The organism is Pseudomonas sp. X4, assembly GCF_040784925.1.
Lineage (GTDB): Bacteria > Pseudomonadota > Gammaproteobacteria > Pseudomonadales > Pseudomonadaceae > Aquipseudomonas > Aquipseudomonas putida_Z.
On the sequence record NZ_CP160798.1, the window covers coordinates 2,641,835 to 2,660,409 of the forward strand.

16 protein-coding genes are annotated in these 18,575 nt (G+C 64.7%); 3 read left to right on the plus strand and 13 right to left on the minus strand.

Features of this window, described 5'->3' with window-relative positions; translation table 11 throughout:
* The first annotated feature begins 74 nt into the window (after positions 1–74).
* Positions 75–1,970 carry a phosphodiesterase DibA gene (dibA, locus tag ABX298_RS11660; RefSeq protein ID WP_075044307.1) on the plus strand — a complete coding sequence of 632 codons (1,896 nt, stop codon included), beginning with the start codon at positions 75–77 and terminating at the stop codon, positions 1,968–1,970.
* A 93-nt stretch (positions 1,971–2,063) separates the two neighbouring features.
* Here the strand turns inward: dibA and ABX298_RS11665 are convergent, their stop codons facing one another.
* The 9 genes from ABX298_RS11665 to tcyJ form a co-directional block, all read right to left on the minus strand.
* Positions 2,064–2,708 carry a methionine ABC transporter permease gene (locus ABX298_RS11665; protein ID WP_008096606.1) on the minus strand — a complete coding sequence of 215 codons (645 nt, stop codon included), beginning with the start codon at positions 2,706–2,708 and terminating at the stop codon, positions 2,064–2,066.
* Positions 2,698–3,807, minus strand: coding sequence for a methionine ABC transporter ATP-binding protein (locus ABX298_RS11670; RefSeq protein WP_075044308.1), 1,110 nt, complete (start codon positions 3,805–3,807; stop codon positions 2,698–2,700). The genes ABX298_RS11665 and ABX298_RS11670 overlap by 11 nt, the downstream gene beginning before the upstream one ends.
* 1 nt (position 3,808) lies before the next feature.
* On the minus strand, positions 3,809–4,609 hold the full coding sequence (locus ABX298_RS11675) for a MetQ/NlpA family ABC transporter substrate-binding protein (protein ID WP_274120038.1): 801 nt from the start codon (positions 4,607–4,609) through the stop codon (positions 3,809–3,811).
* Positions 4,602–5,993 carry an LLM class flavin-dependent oxidoreductase gene (locus tag ABX298_RS11680; RefSeq protein WP_367394411.1) on the minus strand — a complete coding sequence of 464 codons (1,392 nt, stop codon included), beginning with the start codon at positions 5,991–5,993 and terminating at the stop codon, positions 4,602–4,604. Before ABX298_RS11680 ends, ABX298_RS11675 begins: the two co-directional genes overlap by 8 nt.
* The gene (locus tag ABX298_RS11685) at positions 5,993–7,174 is read right to left on the minus strand and encodes an SfnB family sulfur acquisition oxidoreductase (RefSeq protein WP_367394412.1); all 1,182 of its coding nucleotides are present in this window, start codon (positions 7,172–7,174) and stop codon (positions 5,993–5,995) included. The genes ABX298_RS11680 and ABX298_RS11685 overlap by 1 nt, the downstream gene beginning before the upstream one ends.
* Positions 7,175–7,325: 151 nt before the next feature.
* Positions 7,326–8,567: an SfnB family sulfur acquisition oxidoreductase gene (locus ABX298_RS11690; protein ID WP_075044311.1), complete on the minus strand. Its 1,242-nt coding sequence runs from the start codon at positions 8,565–8,567 to the stop codon at positions 7,326–7,328.
* 325 nt (positions 8,568–8,892) lie between these two features.
* Positions 8,893–9,651: an L-cystine ABC transporter ATP-binding protein TcyN gene (gene tcyN, locus ABX298_RS11695; RefSeq protein ID WP_013970435.1), complete on the minus strand. Its 759-nt coding sequence runs from the start codon at positions 9,649–9,651 to the stop codon at positions 8,893–8,895.
* A 2-nt stretch (positions 9,652–9,653) separates the two neighbouring features.
* The gene (tcyL, locus tag ABX298_RS11700) at positions 9,654–10,322 is read right to left on the minus strand and encodes a cystine ABC transporter permease (protein ID WP_025337317.1); all 669 of its coding nucleotides are present in this window, start codon (positions 10,320–10,322) and stop codon (positions 9,654–9,656) included.
* Positions 10,319–11,113, minus strand: a complete 795-nt coding sequence (gene tcyJ, locus ABX298_RS11705; protein WP_003257420.1) for a cystine ABC transporter substrate-binding protein — start codon at positions 11,111–11,113, stop codon at positions 10,319–10,321. Before tcyJ ends, tcyL begins: the two co-directional genes overlap by 4 nt.
* Before the next feature lie 393 nt (positions 11,114–11,506).
* On the opposite strand from tcyJ, the gene epsC reads away from it, so the two are divergent.
* Complete coding sequence (gene epsC / locus ABX298_RS11710) at positions 11,507–12,439, plus strand: serine O-acetyltransferase EpsC (RefSeq protein WP_085618358.1); 933 nt, start codon at positions 11,507–11,509, stop codon at positions 12,437–12,439.
* 333 nt (positions 12,440–12,772) lie between these two features.
* Complete coding sequence (gene betT, locus ABX298_RS11715) at positions 12,773–14,734, plus strand: choline transporter BetT (RefSeq protein ID WP_170929293.1); 1,962 nt, start codon at positions 12,773–12,775, stop codon at positions 14,732–14,734.
* A 125-nt stretch (positions 14,735–14,859) separates the two neighbouring features.
* Here betT and tauD read toward each other — a convergent pair whose 3' ends face one another.
* Genes tauD through tauA form a run of 4 tightly spaced genes read right to left on the minus strand, consistent with a single transcriptional unit; the run spans position 14,860 to position 18,366 of the window.
* Positions 14,860–15,693 (minus strand): taurine dioxygenase, encoded by an 834-nt coding sequence (tauD, locus tag ABX298_RS11720; protein ID WP_367394413.1) that lies wholly within the window; start codon positions 15,691–15,693, stop codon positions 14,860–14,862.
* A gap of 48 nt (positions 15,694–15,741) precedes the next feature.
* Positions 15,742–16,581: a taurine ABC transporter permease TauC gene (tauC, locus tag ABX298_RS11725; protein ID WP_075044313.1), complete on the minus strand. Its 840-nt coding sequence runs from the start codon at positions 16,579–16,581 to the stop codon at positions 15,742–15,744.
* On the minus strand, positions 16,578–17,366 hold the full coding sequence (gene tauB, locus ABX298_RS11730; protein ID WP_075044314.1) for a taurine ABC transporter ATP-binding subunit: 789 nt from the start codon (positions 17,364–17,366) through the stop codon (positions 16,578–16,580). The genes tauC and tauB overlap by 4 nt, the downstream gene beginning before the upstream one ends.
* 28 nt (positions 17,367–17,394) lie before the next feature.
* Positions 17,395–18,366 (minus strand): taurine ABC transporter substrate-binding protein, encoded by a 972-nt coding sequence (gene tauA, locus ABX298_RS11735; RefSeq protein WP_075044315.1) that lies wholly within the window; start codon positions 18,364–18,366, stop codon positions 17,395–17,397.
* Positions 18,367–18,575 lie beyond the last annotated feature (209 nt).

Below are 18,575 nucleotides of genomic sequence, written 5' to 3' on the forward strand. Positions count from 1 at the left end.
GTTCAGATAGGAAGTCACGACATGTTTCAGCCTTTATAATGCCCCATCATTTTTTATGGGCAATTGCACCCGACATGTCTGTTTCCGTTCGCGACGCCTTGCGCATGGCTGCGCTGTATGTGGTGCTCTCGATCCTCTGGCTGACGCTGGCCGAGGTGGTGTTGCACAGCATGACCGAGGATCCCCTGGCACTGACCGTGGGCCGGCAGATCAACGTGGTGGTCTGGGTGCTGCTGAGCGCCTTGCTGATCTATGTGTCGCGGGTGCGGCTGCTCGACTTCATCGGCGTTGGCGCGCGTATGCGTGGTGAAGACCGTGAACGCCTGCGCATGGCTGCGGCAGTGTTCGACAGCACCCTCGAAGGCGTGCTGGTGACCGACCGCCATGGCCTGATCGTGCACGTCAACCGTGCCTTCATGCGCATCACCGGCTACCAGCAGGACGAGGTCATCGGCCAGCGCCCGAACAAGTTCAAGTCGGGCCGCCATGGCCTGGCGTTCTACCAGCAGATATTCGCCACCTTGGCGGAAAAGGGCGAGTGGAGCGGCGAAATCTGGAACCGGCGCAAGAGTGGTGAAATCTACCCGCAGTGGCAGACCATTTGCGCCATCCGCGACGATGAAGGCGAGCTCAGCCATTACGTGGCGGTGTTCAGCGACATCAGCGCGATCAAGCATTCGGAACAGGAACTGGCCTACCTGGCCCACCACGACCCGCTGACCGACCTGCCCAACCGCCTGCTGTTCAACGACCGGGTCGAGCAGGCCCTGGCCGCGTCCCAGGCCAACAAGCGTGGTTGTGCCCTGCTGTTGCTGGACCTGGACCACTTCCAGAGCATCAACGACGGCCTTGGTCACACCATTGGCGACCAGTTGCTGAAACTGGTGGGCGAGCGCCTGGGTGAGGTGCTGGGCAGCGGCGTGACCCTGGCGCGCCTTGGGGGCGACGAATTTGGCGTGCTGGCGGAAAACTGCCATGAGGTCGGCCAGGCGGGCAAGCTGGCGCAGGGCATCATCGAGCGCATGCGCGAGCCGTTCCTGTTCGACGGTCACCGCCTGTTTATCAGTGTCAGCGTGGGCATCAGCCTGTTCCCCAGCGATGCCTTGAGTGCCGAGCAGTTGCTGCGCAATGCCGACTCGGCGTTGTACAAGGCCAAGAGCAACGGGCGGGCCTGCTACGCGCTGTACACCGAAGAGCTGACCGCCCACGCCCAGCAGCGGGTCGAAACCGCCGGCGAACTGCGCCGGGCCCTGGAGCAGGACGAGCTGCGGGTGTTCTACCAGCCGGTGCACGACCTGGCGAGCGGCCGCCAGGTCGGCGTCGAGGCCTTGGTGCGTTGGCAGCACCCCCAGCGCGGCCTGGTGCCGCCGGGCGAGTTCATCCCGATTGCCGAGCGTACCGGGCTGATTGCAGAGATCGACGCCTGGGTACTGCGCCAGGCGTGTCGGCAGATGGTGCGATGGCAGGGTGAAGGGCGGCAGCTGGCGTTCGTGGCGGTGAACATCTCCAGCCGCCTGTTTGGCCAGCACGAGCTGTACCAGCAGGTGGCCGAGGTGCTGCACGACACCGGTCTGGACCCGGCCTTGCTGGAGCTGGAGGTGACCGAGAGCGCGGTGATGGAGGACCCGGAGGTGGCCCTGGAGCAGTTGCATCGCCTGCGCGAGCTGGGGGTGACCCTGGCCATCGACGACTTCGGCACCGGTTATTCATCGCTGCTGCGGCTAAAGCGCTTGCCGGTGCAGAAGCTGAAGATCGACCAGGGCTTCGTTGCCGGGTTGCCGCTGGATGAGGACGACATCGCGATCGTCCGGGTGATCATCGCCCTGGCCCGTAGCATGGGCATGCAGGTGCATGCCGAGGGCATCGAGCAGGCAGAGCAGGCCAGTTTCCTGCTGCATGAGCTGTGTCAGCTGGGGCAGGGGTACTGGTTCGGGCGGCCGGTGCCTGCCGGGGATCTGCGCTGGGGTTGAAGGCCCCTTCGCGGGCATGCCCGCTCCCACAGGGATATCGTTGTATTCAAGCCCTGTGCAGTACCTGTGGGAGCGGGCGTGCCCGCGAAGAATTCAGCGTTTGTTCAAGCCTTTCGCCAACCGGTCTCCACCCAGCTGGATCAACGCCACCAACGCCACCAGCATGGCAATCACGGTCAGCATGATCTGGCTGTCGAAGCGCTGGTAGCCATAGCGGTAGGCGATGTCCCCCAGTCCCCCGGCACCGATCGCTCCGGCCATGGCCGAGGAGTTGATCAGGGTTACCAGGGTAATGGTGAAGCCCCCGACAATCCCCGGCAGCGCCTCTGGCAGCAGCACGTGCCAGACAATGTGCCAGCGTCGGCAGCCCATGGCCTGCGCAGCCTCCACCAGGCCGTGGTCGACTTCGCGCAGGCTGACCTCGGCAATCCGCGCGAAGAACGGCGTGGCGGCAATGGTCAGCGGCACCACCGCCGCCCACACGCCATAGGTGGTACCCACCACCAGGCGGGTGAAGGGGATCAGCGCGACCATCAGGATCAGGAACGGGATCGAGCGGAACAGGTTGACGAAGGCACCCAGAACCCGGTTCAGCAGCGGCGCCTCGAAGATCCCGCCCTTGTCGCTGGTGACCAGCAGCACCGCCATCGGTACCCCCACCAGCAGGGCGATCAGCGACGACACGCCAACCATCAGCAGGGTATCGAGCAAGCCTTCCAGCAGGCGATCAAACCACATGGCCCAGTACCTCCACGTCCTCGGCCCAGCGGCGGGCGCGTTCCAGCAATTGATGGGTATCGTGCGGCGAGTGCTGCACCGACAGGATCAGCTGCCCCAGGGCATGCTCGCCAATGGTTTCCACACCGCCCTGCAGCAGGCGCACGCGGCCGCCAAGGTCGTTGAACAGGGCAGACAGTTCGGGCTCGCCGAGCAGGGTCAGCCTCAGCACCACGGCACTGTCGCGGGTTGCCGGGCTGGCCCGCAGGCTGGCTTGCAGCGCGGCTGGCAACCGGGCTTGCAACGGTGCCAGCAGGGTGCGGGTGACTTCGTGGCGTGGTGAGCCAAACACCCGCCAGACCTCACCCTGCTCGACCACTTCTCCACGTTCCAGCACCACCACCCGGTGGCAGATATCGCGGATTACCGCCATTTCGTGGGTGATCAGCACGATGGTCAGGCCCAGGCGCTGGTTGATGTCGCGCAACAGTTCGAGAATGGAAGCGGTGGTCTCCGGGTCCAGCGCCGAGGTGGCCTCGTCGCACAGCAGGATCTCGGGGTCATGCACCAGCGCCCGGGCAATGCCCACGCGCTGCTTCTGCCCGCCGGACAACTGCGCCGGGTACACGTGGTGCTTTTCCTGCAGGCCGACCAGCTCAAGCAGTTCGCGTACCTTGCGCTGGCGTTCGGCCTTGGCTACGCCGGCCACCTTCAGGGGCAGTTCGACGTTCTGCCACACGGTCTTGGCCGACATCAGGTTGAAGTGCTGGAAGATCATGCCGATACGCCGGCGCAGGGCTACCAGGTGGTCCTCGTCGAAGGGCGCGATGTCCACCTGGTCGATCAGCACCCGGCCCTGGCTGGGTTGCTCCAGACGGTTGATGGTACGCAGCAGCGATGACTTGCCGGCGCCGCTGCGGCCGATGATGCCGAAGATCTCGCCATGGCGGATGTTCAGGTCGATGCCTTGCAAGGCCGGTTGCGCCTGGCCCGGGTAGGTCTTGCCCAGGCCGATGAAGCGCACATGGGCTTCATTGACCTCCGGGCGCAAGGCCTGCTCCCTGGCCGTTGGCGGCAGTGGTTGTGCGGTGGGCGCCCGGAGCGCGCTGGCCTGGCTCATGTCAGCCCTCCCAACCGGCCTGGTAGAGCTTGCCGTGGGCTTTGTCCAAGGCTGCGCGCACCACTGGCGAGTGCTGGTAGATGTCGACGAACTTGGCCAGGCGTGGGTCGTCCTTGCTTTGCGGTCGAATGACGAACTGGATCACGTACTCCTTGTTCTCCAGGCCGTCGAACAGCAGTGCGGAGCTGGCGTCGAAGCTGTTGGCCAGGCGGATGTAGGCCGGGTAGCCCTGCACCAGGTCGGCGTCGTCATAGGCGCGTACCAGCTGTACGGCCTCGACCTGAAGGATCTTCAGTTTCTTCGGGTTGGCGACGATGTCGTCCTCGGTGGCCTTGTAGCCTACCCCCGGCTTGAGGGTGATCAGCCCGGCCTTGGCCAGCAGCTGCAGGCCACGGCCGCTGTTGATCGGGTCGTTGGCGATGGCCACGCTGGCACCTTCGGGCAGGTCGGCGAAGCTCTTGTACTTTTTCGAGTACAGGCCGACGTTGTTGATGATGCCCGGGGCGTAGGGCACCAGGTTGAAGCCCGCGGCCGCCTTGGCGTTTTCCAGGAACGGGATGTGCTGGAAGTAGTTCACATCGATGTCGCCGCTGTTGAGGCTGACATTGGGTGCGATCCAGTCGCTGAACTCGACCAGCTTCACTTCCAGGCCTTGCTTGTGCGCTTCTTCCACTGCGGCTTCCAGCGGGATGGCAAAGGCCGAGGTGGTGCCGATCTTCAGCGGTTCGGCAGCCAGCGCGCTGGCGGACAGGCCGAGGGTGAGGGCAATGGCCGCGACGGGCCGGAACAGTTTATCAAGCATGGTGCAGGGCTCCAGTCGGGGCAGGGGTAGAGGTAAAGCGGTAAGCCGAGCCAGGGTGGTCGGCGGGCAAATGCGGGTGGTCGGCCTGGAACAGTTTTTCGCGCAGGGTGCCTTCGGCGTAGGCGGTCTTGTAGCGGCCACGCTGTTGCAACTGCGGAATGACCAGGTCGATGAAGTCCTCGAAGCTTTCCGGGGTTACGGTGCGGGTCAGGTTGAAACCGTCCAGGCCGGTTTCATCGATCCAGGCGATCAGCTGCTCGGCCACCTGCTCGGGCGCGCCGACCAGGGTCACGTAACGGCCACCCAGGGCGTGCTGCTGCAGCAGGCGCCGGCGGGTCCAGGCGTTGTCCTGCAACTGGCGCGTGGCCGACTGGATGGCGTTGCCCTGGCTGAAGGCAATCGGCTCGTCCAGGGCGTAGGCGGCGAAGTCGATGCCGGTGGACGCTGCGAAGTGCGCGACCCCGGCCTCGGCGCTGGCATGGCGCAGGTACTCGGCATGCTTGGCCTGGGCCTGCTGCTCGGTGGCGGCGACGATCACCGTGATGCCCATGAACACCTTGACCGCTTGCGGGTCGCGGCCAGCGGCCTGGGCGGCGGCGCGCACCTTGTCGACCTGGGCGCGGGTGGCGGCCTTGTCCTGGCCACTGATGAACACGCATTCGGCATGGTTGCCGGCGAAGGCCAGGCCACGCTGCGAGCTGCCGGCCTGGAACAGTACCGGTGTGCGTTGCGGCGAGGGCTCGCACAGGTGGTAGCCGTCGACCTTGTAGAACTCGCCCTGGTGGTTGACCTTGCGCACCTTGTCGGGCCTGGCATAGACGCGCTGCTGGCGGTCGGCGACCACGGCATCGTCTGCCCAGCTGCCTTCCAGCAGCTTGTACAGCACCTGCAGGTACTCGTCGGCCTGGTCGTAGCGGCGGTCATGCTCGGGTTGCTGCGTCAGGCCCATGGCCCGGGCAGCGCTGTCGAGGTAGCCGGTGACGATGTTCCAGCCCACCCGGCCATTGCTCAGATGGTCCAGGGTGGAAAGGCGCCGGGCGAACAGGTACGGCGCTTCGTAGGTGAGGTTGGCGGTAAGGCCGAAGCCCAGGTGGCGGGTGACGGCGGCCATGGCCGAGACCAGCAGCAACGGGTCGTTGACCGGTAGTTGGATCGACTCCTTGAGGGTAACGTCCAGCGACTGGCCGTAGATGTCGTAGGTGCCGACGATGTCGGCGATGAACAGCCCGTCGAACAGGCCGCGCTCCAGCAGGCGCGCCAGGCTGGTCCAGTAATCCAGGGTCTTGTACTGGATCGAGGTGTCCCGTGGGTGGGTCCACAGGCCGTGGTTGATGTGCCCGATGCAGTTCATGTTGAAGGCATTGAGCAGGATCTGCTTGGCCATCAGATGGTCCCCCGGCGTGGTGGGTTGGCATCGTTGAGGTAGTAGTTGCCGATGGCGTGGTACTTCCAGCGCACCGGGTCGTGCAGGGTGTGCACGCGGGCGTTGCGCCAGTGGCGGTCGAGGTTGTGTTCGGCCAGGGTGGCCTGGCTACCGCCCAGTTCGAACAGGGTGGTGCCGGCCACGAGGGAAATCTCAGTGCTGATGGCACGGGCCTCGGCCACCGCGATGGAAGCGGCGGCCACGTTGTCGGCAGTGCTGTCGTCGCGGGCGCGGTCCAGGTATTCGCCGGCGCGTTCCAGCAAGGCTTCTGCGGCGTGCAGGCGGATCGCCAGGTGGCCGAAACTCTTCAGCGTCAGCGGGTCATCGCTGGCCTTGTCCAGGCCGGAGTCGACCCAGGGGCGGCTGCGGGTGCGCACGAAGTGCAGGGCATCTTCGTATGCGGCGCGGGCGATGCCGGTGTCGATGGCGGCATGAAGGATCTGCGCCAGCGGGCCGACCGGGGTGGGGCGTTCGAAGGCGCTCTGGAACGGCACCACGTCGGCGGCGCTGACGTACACATTGTCGAACACCACCGAGCCGCTGCCGGTGGTGCGCTGGCCGAAGCCGCTCCAGTCGTCGATCACCTGCAGGCCCTGGCTGTCGGCCGGGACGAAGGCCAGGTGCTGCACGCCCTGTTCATCGACCACCGAGGTGGGAATGCGCTGGGCGTAGATGGCGCCGGTGGAGTAGAACTTGCGGCCGTTGATGCGAAAGCCATCGCCGTCGCGGGTCAGGCGAGTGGTGCGCTCGTTGGCGGTCTTGGTGCCCAGTTCGGCCAGGGCGTTGCCGAAGCGGCTGCCGGCCAGTACTTCGGCGTACAGGCGCTGTTGCTGTTCGGGTGTGCCGTTTACCCGCAGCACTTCCAGGCCATAGAAATGGTTTTGCGGGATTTGCCCGAGCGAGCCGTCAGCCTGGGCGATGCGGGCGATGACCTTGGCCAGGGTGACGTTGGACACGCCGGCGCCGCCGAAGGCCTTGGGCACGCTGATGGCCCACAGGCCGGAGCGGGTGAACAGTTCCAGTTCGGCGTGCGGCAGACGGCGCTCGCGGTCGCGCAGGGCGCTGTCGCGGCGCAGGTGTCGGGCGATGTCTTCGGCGACACTCAGGGCCTGGGTGTCGCTGGTGATGATTGTTGTAGTCATGTTGTTCTCCGGGGCCCTAGGGGCCGCTTCGCGCCCCAATCGCCGGCAAGCCAGCTCCCACAGGGACCGCACAGGTCTTGAAGGCAGTGCAGAACCTGTGGGAGCTGGCTTGCCGGCGATTGGGCTGCAAAGCAGCCCCAAGGCCCACAAATCAGATCCAGGAATGCCGTGCAGGCAAGGTTCCGTTGAGGTGGTAAGCGCCAACCGCGTGGTACTTCCAGCGCACCGGGTCATGCAGGGTGTGCACCCGGGCATTGCGCCAGTGGCGGTCGAGGTTGAACTCGGCGAGGGTGGCGCGGCTGCCGGCCAGCTCGAACAGCTTTTCGCTAGCCTGCAGGGCAATCTCGGTAGTCAGCACCTTGGCCTCGGCCACCGCGATCGAAGCCCGCGCCGCGCTTGCAGCATCGACCGGCGCGGCGTTGACCTCGTCGAGGACCCGCGCGGCCTTGCGCAGCAGCGCTTCGGCGGCGTGCAGCTCGAGCTTCAGGCGGCCGATGTCGGCGATTACATAGGGGTCGTCGCTGGCGCGGTCGACCTTGGCCTCGATCCATGGCCGGGCCTTTTCGCGCACGAAGCTGATGGCGTCTTCGATCGCTGCTTCGGCAATGCCGGCATCGATCGCCGCCTGGATCAGCTGCGAGGCAGCGCCCTGGATGTTGGGAATGTCGCGCTGGCGCCAGTTGTCGATCACCAGGTCGGCATCCACCGGTACCTGGTCGAGCAGCACGGTGCCGCTGGCAGTGGTGCGCTGGCCGAACCCGGACCAGTCATCGACGATGCGCAGCCCCGGGCTGCCTCGGCGCACGAATGCCAGGCGCTGGCGGCCTTCGTCGTCCAGTGCCTTGACCGCCACCCAGTGGGCGAACAGGGCGCCGGTGGAATAGAACTTCTCACCGCTGATGCGATAGCTGTCGCCGACGCGGGTGATCCTGGCCTTGAGGGTCAGGGTGTCCTTGGTGCCGCGTTCGGGGCCGGCATTGCCGATGCGCCAGCCATCGAGCACGCTGCGGAAGATCACCGCCTGTTGCGCCTCGGTGGCAGTCAGGCGCAGCAGTTGCAGCATGCCGAACTGGTTCTGCGGGATCTGCCCCAGGGCCGGGTCGGCGGCGCTGATCAGGCGGAACACTTCGGCCACGGTCTCGAATGACACATCGGGGCCGCCATGGGCCTTGGGTACGCTGATGCTGCCCAGGCCGCTGCGGGTGAACAGTTCGATCTCGGCCCATGGCAGTTTGCGTTGCTGGTCGCGGCGGGCGGCCTGCTCGCGGGCGACCTCGGCCAGTTCGCGGGCCGCTTGCAGGGCTTCGGCGTCGTTGCGCAGTACCTTGGCCGGCAGCAGCAGGGGCGAGCTGTCGAGATCGCTGTGGAATTGGGTATTGGGTTGGCTGGACATCAGTACCGCTCCTTGGCTGCACTCAATGCCCTGGCGTTACGCACTGGGGTGATTGTGATCCTGACCATTCCTGACCTCACAAAAAAGTAATGCCGCTACAGCTGATCGCGACAGATGTGTGCTGGTCCGGTGGTCCGGTTTATATACCCTAATGCTTTATAAAAAGTTTATGAACTAACTCTTTGGAATATGTATAGAAGGAGGGATTTGCTGTGGATGTACTGGCCCTATCGCCGGCAAGCCAGCTCCCACAGGACGCCACAGGTCTTGATTACTGTGGGGTATCTGTGGGAGCTGGCTTGCCGGCGATAGGGCCAGTGCAGGTTTACTCGGAGGCAGCAGTCCCCAGGAACTTGCGCAAGAACTGCCGGGTACGCTCTTCCTTCGGCGCCGCAAACAGCGCCTTGGCCTCGCCCTGTTCCACGATCACGCCCTTGTCGAAGAAGATCACCCGGTTCGCCACATCGCGGGCAAAGCTCATCTCGTGGGTAACGATGATCATGGTGCGCTTCTCCTCGGCCAGGCCGCGGATGGTCGCCAGCACTTCACCCACCAGTTCGGGGTCCAGCGCCGAGGTCGGCTCGTCGAACAGGATCACCTCCGGTTCCATGGCCAGGGCGCGGGCGATGGCCACCCGTTGCTGCTGGCCACCGGAAAGGCGCCGCGGGTAGGCATCTTCCTTGCCCGCCAGGCCAACCTTGGCCAGCAGGCGCCGGCCCAGTTCGATGGCCTGCTCGCGGGGCGTCTTCTTGACGATCACCGGCCCCTCGATCACGTTTTCCAGGGCGGTGCGATGAGGGAACAGGTTGAAGTTCTGGAACACGAACCCGGCCTGCTGGCGCAAGCGGCGAATCGCACTTTGCTGCCCACCCAGCGGGCGGTTGGCATCGATGCTGATGTCGCCAATCTGGATCTGCCCGGCATCGGGTGTTTCCAGCAGGTTGAGGCAACGCAGGAAGGTGGTCTTGCCCGAGCCGCTGGGGCCGATGATGGCCACCACTTCGCCGGGCTGCACGGTCAGGTCGATACCGTTGAGCACGGTCTGGCCCTTGAACCGCTTGGTCAGGCCTTTGACTTCAATCATGCTCAATGCTCCTGGTCATGCTGGTTGACTCGCGCTTCCATGCGGTTCTGGAAGTGCGCGAGGATGCTGCACAGCACCCAGTAGATGACCGCCACCGCCACGTACATGGTGAACACTTCGAAGGTGCGCGCGGTAATCAGCTGGGCCTGGCGGAACAGCTCGGGCACCTGGATGGTCGCCGCCAGGGCGGTGTCCTTGACCAGCGAGATGAAGCTGTTGCCCAACGGCGGCAGTGCGGTGCGCAAGGCCTGGGGCAGGATCGCCCGGCGCATGGCCTGGACGCGGGTCATGCCGATACTGGCGGCGGCTTCCCACTGGCCACGGTCGATCGAGGAAATCGCCGCGCGCAGGATTTCGCAGATGTAGGCGGCCATGTTCAGCGACAGGCCGATCAGCGAGGCCGGGATCGGGTCGAGCTCGATGCCGATCTGCGGCATGCCGAAGTAGATGACGAACAGCTGCACCAGCAGCGGCGTGCCGCGGAAGAACGACACGTAGACCCGCGCCAGCCAGTTCAGCGGCAAGATCTTCGACAACCGCATCAGTGCCAGGGCAAAGCCCAGCAGCAGGCCGAAGAACATGCCGCCAACACTGAGCAGCACTGTATAACCCGCGCCCTTCAGCAGGAAGGGCGCGGAGTCGACAACGAGTTGCAGGCTTTCAGCAATCATTTGGTGACATCGGCACCGAAGTATTTCTCGGACAGCTTGGCCAGCGTGCCGTCAGCCTTGAGCTTGTCCAGCGCCTTGTTGATCGCTGCCAGCAGTTCCGGCTCGCCTTTGCGCAGGGCCACGCCGCTTTCCAGGCGCGAGAAGGCATCGCCGGCCAGTTCGGTGTCCTTGGCTTTTTGCGCGTATTCCAGCGCGGCCAGGCGGTCGATCAGGATGGCGTCGATACGGCCGTTGCGCAGGTCGGCGAACTTGCTCGGGTCGTCTTCGTAGGTGCGCACATCGGCTTGCGGCACGTCCTTCTTGACCCATTGCTCGTAGTTGGTGCCCAGGCCCACGCCGACCTTCTTGCCGGCCAGGTCTGCGGCCTTGTGGATGTTCAGCTGCTCGGCCTTCTTCTTCAGGATCAGCGCCTGGATGCCGGAGATGGTGTAAGGCTCGGAGAAGTCATACTTCTTCTTGCGCTCTTCGGAAATGGTCACCTGGTTGATCACCACGTCCAGGCGCTTGGACTCCAGTGCGGCGAGGATGCCGTCCCACTTGGTCGGCTGCACCTTGGCCTTTACCCCCAGCTCCTTGGCCAGCAGTTCGGACAGTTCCACTTCGAAGCCGGTCAGCTTGCCGTTTTCGTCCTGGAAGCTGAACGGTGGGTAGGTGCCTTCGAGGCCGACGTTGATCACCCCTTTTTCCTGGATGGTCTTCAGCTGCTCGCCGGCGAAGGCCTGGCCGAGCAGGCCGGCACCCAGCAGGAGTGCCAGGCTGGCGTTGAGTAGCGGTTTGGCGAATTTCGACATTTCAAAGCCCCGCGCTTGTTGTGTAAGTGGTGGGTGGCGACTATAGGGTCGGCTGCTTAGGCCAGGAAATACTAAAAAATTATTTTGTTATTCCCTTTTTGGTTTTTGCCAGGTGCTGGCTGCTTTGAGGGTAGGCGAGGTTGCCTGCTCCGTCATCGCGGCTTATGCCTGACTTAGCGCAGGATGGAATAAAGCGTTGTTTTTTCCAAGGGATGGATTTGCCGTAGAGTGGATTGCATGTAGGCAGGTCCGGCCCTTTCGCGGGCTCGCCCGCTCCCACTGGTACTGCACAGGGCTTGGAATTTGTGCAGTCCCTGTGGGGGCGGGCGAGCCCGCGAAGAGGCCGGACCTGCAAATAAAAATGAGTTTGGCCTACTCAGGCAGGAGAAAACCGTGAGCGAACAACCTTCACCCGGGCACTGGCAGTTGCAGAGTATCGTCACCGGCCTGCGCGGTGCCCGTGAACAATGGCGTACCCGCAATGGCCGCAGCAGCGGCGAGCAGGGCGGGCGTGAGCTGCCTTCGCGCGAAGCGATGCGGCACATCCTGGAGCAACTGTGCGGCGCGCTGTTCCCCATGCGCCTTGGCCCGGTCGACCTGCGCGAAGAAAGCGAAGACTTCTACGTCGGCCATACCCTGGATGCCGCGCTGACCGCCTTGCTGGCCCAGGCCCGCCTGGAGTTGCGCTACGCCGCACGGCAAAGCAAGGGCGAGCTGGCCGGCGTCGATGCCCATGCGCTGAGCCTGGTGCAGGGCTTCGCCGCCGCCCTGCCGGGCCTGCGCGTGCTGCTCGACACCGATGTGCTGGCCGCCTACCACGGCGACCCGGCGGCGCGCAGTGTCGATGAAGTGCTGCTGTGCTACCCAGGCATCCTGGCGATCATCCACCACCGCCTGGCGCACCACCTGTACCAGGCCGGCCTGCCGCTGCTGGCGCGGATCAGCTCGGAGTTGGCGCATTCGGCCACGGGGATCGACATTCACCCCGGGGCGCAGATCGGCCCGAGCTTCTTCATCGACCACGGTACCGGCGTGGTGATCGGCGAAACCGCGATCATCGGCGAGCGCGTGCGGATCTACCAGGCAGTGACCCTGGGCGCCAAGCGCTTCCCCAGCGATGAATCGGGCACCCTGCACAAGGGCCTGCCACGCCACCCGATCGTCGAGGACGATGTGGTGATCTATGCCGGGGCAACGGTGCTGGGGCGGATCACCATCGGCAAAGGCTCGACCATTGGCGGCAATGTGTGGCTGACCCGCAGTGTGCCGGCCGAGAGCAACATTACCCAGGCCAACCTGCAGCTGGATTGCCAGGACAAGAACTGATCTGGCATTTCCTTGGCCTGTACCGGCCTCTTCGCGGGTAAACCCGCTCCCACAGGACCCCCACAGATTTTGAATCCTGTGCAGTACCTGTGGGAGCGGGTTTACCCGCGAAAGGGCCGGAACAGGAGGGCACCAATCAGCGCCCCAATTCGCATTGAAATCCGATCCATGTTTAACTTGAACGCTTGTTCAATGAAAAAACGCTGGTCCGCTGCCGGTGTTCAACAGGAGGATTCCTTTGCTGAACCCGTTCATTCCGAGCCTTACGTCATTCGACGAGGTGCGCCCCCAATGAGTGCACCGACGCCTTCCCTTGCCAATGGCAAGATCCGCATGAACCCCCCGGTGTTCTATTTCGCGGCAAGTTTCATCCTCATCTTCGGCCTGGTGGTCATTTCCTATCCGCAAGCAGCAGGCGACTGGTTGCTGGCGGCGCAGAACTGGGCGGCCAACACGGTCGGTTGGTACTACATGCTGGCGATGACGCTGTACCTGGTCTTCGTGGTGGTCACCGCCTTGTCCGGCTACGGCAAGATCAAGCTCGGTGCCGACCACGACGAGCCCGAGTTCAGTTACCTGTCGTGGGCCGGCATGCTGTTTGCCGCCGGCATCAGCATCACCTTGTTCTTCTTCTGCGTGTCCGAACCCCTGACCCACATGCTGCAGCCGCCCCAGGGCGAAGCGGGCACGGCCGAGGCCGGGCGCCAGGCGATGCAGATCCTGTTCCTGCACTGGGGCCTGCATGGCTGGGGCGTGTTCGCCTTCGTCGGCATGGCCCTGGCCTACTTCGCCTACCGGCACAACCTGCCACTGGCCTTGCGTTCGGCGCTGTACCCGCTGATCGGCAAGCGCATCAACGGGCCGATCGGTTATGCGGTGGACGGCTTCGGCATCATCGCCACGGTGTTCGGCCTGGGCGCCGACATGGGTTTTGGCGTGCTGCACCTGAACGCCGGCCTCGACTACCTGTTCGGCATCGACCACAGCCAGTGGGTGCAGGTGCTGCTCATCACCCTGATGATGGGCGCGGCGGTGGCCGTGGCCGTCGCCGGGGTGGAGAAGGGCGTGCGGGTGATGAGCGACATCAACCTGTTCCTGGCCTGCGCGCTGTTGCTGTTCGTGTTGTTCGCCGGGCCTACCCAGCACCTCTTCAACACGCTGATCCAGAACCTCGGCGATTACCTGGGTGCCTTGCCGCGCAAGAGCTTCGACGTTTATGCCTACGGCGAGAACCGCGACTGGCTGGGCGGCTGGACGGTGTTCTACTGGGCCTGGTGGATTGCCTGGGCGCCGTTCGTGGGCCTGTTCATCGCCCGCATCTCTCGTGGCCGCACCATACGCGAGTTCGTCTTTGGTGTGCTGTTGATTCCGCTGGGCTTCACCCTGGCGTGGATGTCGATCTTCGGCAACAGCGCCCTGGACCAGGTCATCAACCACGGCATGACCGCGCTGGGCCAGTCGGCGCTGGATAACCCGTCGATGAGCCTGTACCTGCTGCTGGAGACCTACCCCTGGAGCAAGACGGTGATCGCCATGACGGTGTTCATCAGTTTCGTGTTCTTCGTCACCTCGGCCGACTCGGGCACCGTGGTGCTGTCGACCTTGTCGGCCAAGGGTGGTGATGCCGACGAGGATGGGCCGAACTGGCTGCGCATCTTCTGGGGCGCGATGACGGCGCTGATCACCAGTGCGCTGTTGTTCGCCGGCAGCATCGATTCGTTGAAGTCGGCGGTGGTGCTGACCTCGCTGCCGTTCTCGCTGATCCTGTTGTGCATGATGTGGGGGCTGCACAAGGCGTTCTACCTGGAGTCGCAACGGCAGATCGCGCAGATGCATTCGCTGGCCCCGTTCGCCCAGTCACGCCGCGGCCGTGGCGGCTGGCGCCAGCGCCTGAGCCAGGCGGTGCACTTCCCGTCGCGTGATGAGGTGTACCGCTTCATGGACGACGTGGTGCGCCCGGCAATTGCCGATGTGCGTGAAGTGTTCGAGCAGAAGGGCCTGGTACTGATTACCCAGGACGACCCGAGCCACGACAACGTCAGCTTGAAGATTGGCCATGGCGAGGAACAGCCGTTCATTTACCAGGTGCAGATGCGTGGCTACTTCACGCCATCGTTCGCCCTGGGTGGGCTGGGTACGCAAGAGTTGAAGAACCGCCGTTACTACCGGGCGGAGGTGCACCTGAGCGAAGGCAGCCAGAACTATGACCTGGTGGGCTACAGCAAGGAGCAGATCATCAACGACATCCTCGACCAGTACGAACGGCACATGCAGTACCTGCATCTGGTCAGGTAATAACCTGTACCGGCCTCTTCGCGGGTAAACCCGCTCCCACAGATATAACACTGGCTCAATACCGGTGCGGTACCTGTGGGAGCGGGTTTACCCGCGAAGAGGCCGGCACTGCTGATGCATCTCTATCAGAAGGGCGCATCCCCGAGGATGGTCGCCCGATGCATCACCCGCCGGTTCGGCCGGTAGTCATCCACGGCAAAATGCTGGGTCACGCGGTTGTCCCAGAAAGCCACGTCATTCTCCTGCCACCGCCAGCGAATGCTGAACTCCGGCCGCGTCGCATGGGCAAACAGCAGCTTCAACAGTGCCTCGCTTTCCAGTTCGCTCAGCTCATTGATGCACGTGGTGAACCCCTCATTGACGAACAACGCCTTGCGCCCGCTCACCGGATGCGTGCGCACCACCGGGTGCGACAGCGGCGGGTTGTTGCGCCGGGTTGCTTCCCAGCGCGCCAGGTCTTCCGGCGTGGTACCAAAGCGCTCCAGCGGGAACGACTTGGTGAAGTCATGGGTGGCGGTCAGCCCGTCGAGCAGCTCGCGCAGCGGCGCCGACAAGGCTTCGAAGGCCGCGATGCCGCTGGCCCACAGGGTGTCGCCGCCGTAGGCCGGCAACTGCTTGGCGCTGAGCACCGCGCCCAGGGCCGGGGTCGGCAAGAAGGTCACGTCGGTGTGCCACACGGCGTTGTCGCGCACATCGGTAACTGCCGTATCGAGGATCAGCACCTGCGGGGTTTCCGGCACATTGGGGTAGATCGGGTGGATGTGCAGGTCGCCGAAGCGGGCGGCAAAACGTGCCTGCTGCTGCGGGTTGATCGGCTGGTCGCGGAAGAACAGCACCTGGTGTTGCAGCAGCGCCTGCTCGATGGCGTCACGTTCTTCGACGGTGATATCGCGGCTGATGTCCACGCCGCTGATCTGGGCGCCAAGCGCCGGGCTGAGGGGGGTGATGGTCAGGCTCATGTCGGTCTCTTCAATCAGGCGCCAGGCTGCTGGCGTGGTCAACAGGATTCAGTGGCTCTGCCCGTGCCAAGGCACCAGTTTGCGTTGCAGGGCACGCAGGCTCATTTCCAGGGCGAAGGCGATCAGCGCGATCAGCAGGATCCCCAGCACCACCACATCGGTAACCAGGAACTGCGCCGCCGACTGCACCATGAAGCCCAGGCCACTGGTGGCGGCGATCAGCTCGGCGGCCACCAGGGTCGACCAGCCGACCCCCAGGCCAATGCGGATGCCGGTGAGGATGTCGGGCAGGGCGCTGGGCAGGATCACGTGGCGGATCAGCTGGGCTTTGGTCGCGCCGAGCGACTGCGCGGCACGCAGCTTGGCCGGGTCGACCGTGCGCACGCCGGTGGCGGTGGCAATGGCGATGGGGGCGAAGATTGCCAGGTAGATCAGCAGCACCTTGGACAGCTCGCCGATGCCGCACCAGATGACGATCAGCGGCAGGTAGGCCAGCGGTGGGATCGGCCGGTAGAACTCGATCAGCGGGTCGAGAATGCCGCGGGCCACGCGGTTGTAGCCGATGGCGATACCCACCGGGATGGCGGTGAGGGTGGCGGCAAGCAGGGCCACGCCGATGCGCCCCAGGCTGGCACCCAGGTGCTGCCACAGGCTGGCATCCATGTAGCCTTGGGTCAGCAGGGTCCCGGCCTTGGCCAGGATGTCGGCGGGCGAGGGCAGGAACAGCGGCTCGATCCAGCCGGCCGCGGTCACCAGCCACCAGGCCAACAGCAGGCTGGCCAGGGTCAGGGTGCTGATCCAGCGGGTGGGCAGGGGGCGGCGCAGCTTGGTGGCTGGCCGGGGTTGGGTGTTGCGTTTGCCGGCGACCGGCAGGTCCAGGCTGCTCATGCGCGCTCCTGCAGGCTTTGACGTTGGGAGAACACCCGCGCCAGTACGTGCTCGCGGGTTTCGATGAAGGCCGGGTCGGACTTGATCGCCCGCGCCGGTTCACCGGCTGCGTAGCGTTGGCCGAAGTCCAGTTGCAGGCGCTCCACCACGCGCCCCGGGTTGGGCGCCAGCAGCACCAGCTCGCTGGCGAGGAACACTGCTTCTTCGATGTCGTGGGTAATCAGGAACACCGGCTTGGCGGTGCGTTGCCATACCTGCAGCAACAACTCCTGCATCTGTTCGCGGGTGAAGGCATCCAGTGCGCCGAACGGCTCGTCCATCAGCAACACCCGTGGGTCGGCTGCCAACGCCCGGGCCAGGCCCACGCGCTGCTTCTGGCCACCGGACAATTGCCAGATACGCCGCTCGCCAAAGCCGTCGAGGTCGACCAGGGCCAGCATTTCGCGGGCCTTGGCTTCACGCTCGGCGCGTGGCACGCCGGCCAGTTCCAGGCCGAATGCGACGTTGCCCAGCACGTTCTGCCAGGGCAGCAGCGCATCGTCCTGGAACACTACGCCGCGCTCGGCGCCGGGGCCCTGGACGGGCACGCCGTCCAGGGTGATGCGCCCGCCGCTGGGGGCGACGAAGCCGGCGATCAGGTTGAGCAGCGAGGTCTTGCCGCTGCCGGAAGGCCCCAGGGCCACCAGCAGTTGGCGTGGCCCCAGGCTCAGGTTGATGTCGGCCAGTACCGGGGTTTCGGCACCGGGGTACTGTGCGCTGATGCGCTCCAGTTCGAGCAAGGCCATGGCAGGCTCCGGTCGGTTTTCTACAGGCTTAGTTGGGGAGGTACTGGGCGCTGACGTACGGCGAGTAGTCCGGCAGCACCGCGTCGACCTTGCCTTGCTGCTTGAGGAAGGTGGCCGTGTCGGTCAGCGCCTGGGTGGTCGGTGCGCCCAGTGCATTGGCCTGGTCGGCGGCCAGCGGGTAGACGTTGCCCTGCAGCAGCACCGGGATGTCAGCAGGCTTGGCGCCAGACAGTTTGGCCAGTTTGCTCACGTTGTCGGGGTTGGCCAGCCAGGCTTGCGGGTTCTTGCGGTAGTCGGCGTAGGCGTCGAGGGTGACCTTGGCAAAGGCCTTGACCACGTCGGGGTGCTTGGCGGCAAAGTCCTTGCGCACGATCCATGCGTCGAAGGTCGGTGCGCCTTTCTCGGCCAGCTCGCCGGAGGTGATCAGCACCTTGCCGTTTTCCTTGGCCACGCCCAGGGCCGGGTCCCAGACGTAGGTGGCGTCGATGTCGCCGCGCTTCCAGGCGGCAATGATCGCCGGCGGCGCCAGGTTGAGGATCTGCACCTTGGACGGGTCGATGTTCCAGCTCTTCAGCGCGGCCAGCAGGCTGTAGTGGCCGGTGGAGACGAACGGCACGGCGACTTTCTTGCCGACCAGGTCTTGTGGCGTCTTGATGCTGTCGCGGGCGACCAGTGCTTCACCGGCGCCAATCTGGGTGGCGATCAGGAAGGTCTCGACCGGCAGCTTGCGGGTGGCTGCGGCGGCCAGCGGGCTGGAGCCCAGGTAGCCGATCTGTACATCGCCGCTGGCTACGGCGGTGATCACGTCGGCACCGTTGTCGAATTTGCGCCAGTCGATGCTGGCCTTGCTGGCTTTTTCGTAGTTGCCATCGACCTGCGCCACCTTGGCCGGGTCGACGGTGGTCTGGTAGGCCACGGTCAGGTCGGCAGCCTGGGCCAACCAGCTGGCGCTGGCGAGGGTCAGGGCGGCGAACAGGCGCAGCGGAGCGTGCGGGATCATGGTGAACCTCTCGTCAGGCAATCGATGTGATGGATGGCGAGAAGGCTAAATGATCTAAGAAAAGTAAAATAAATAACTTTTTTCCATTAGCTTAGGAGCCAATTGCTTTAACCACGCTGTCTTTACGCGATCCCCTGTGGGAGCGGGCGTGCCCGCGAAGCAAGCGAGGCCGTGGATGGCACCGGCGTAGCCGGTGTTCGCGGGCATGC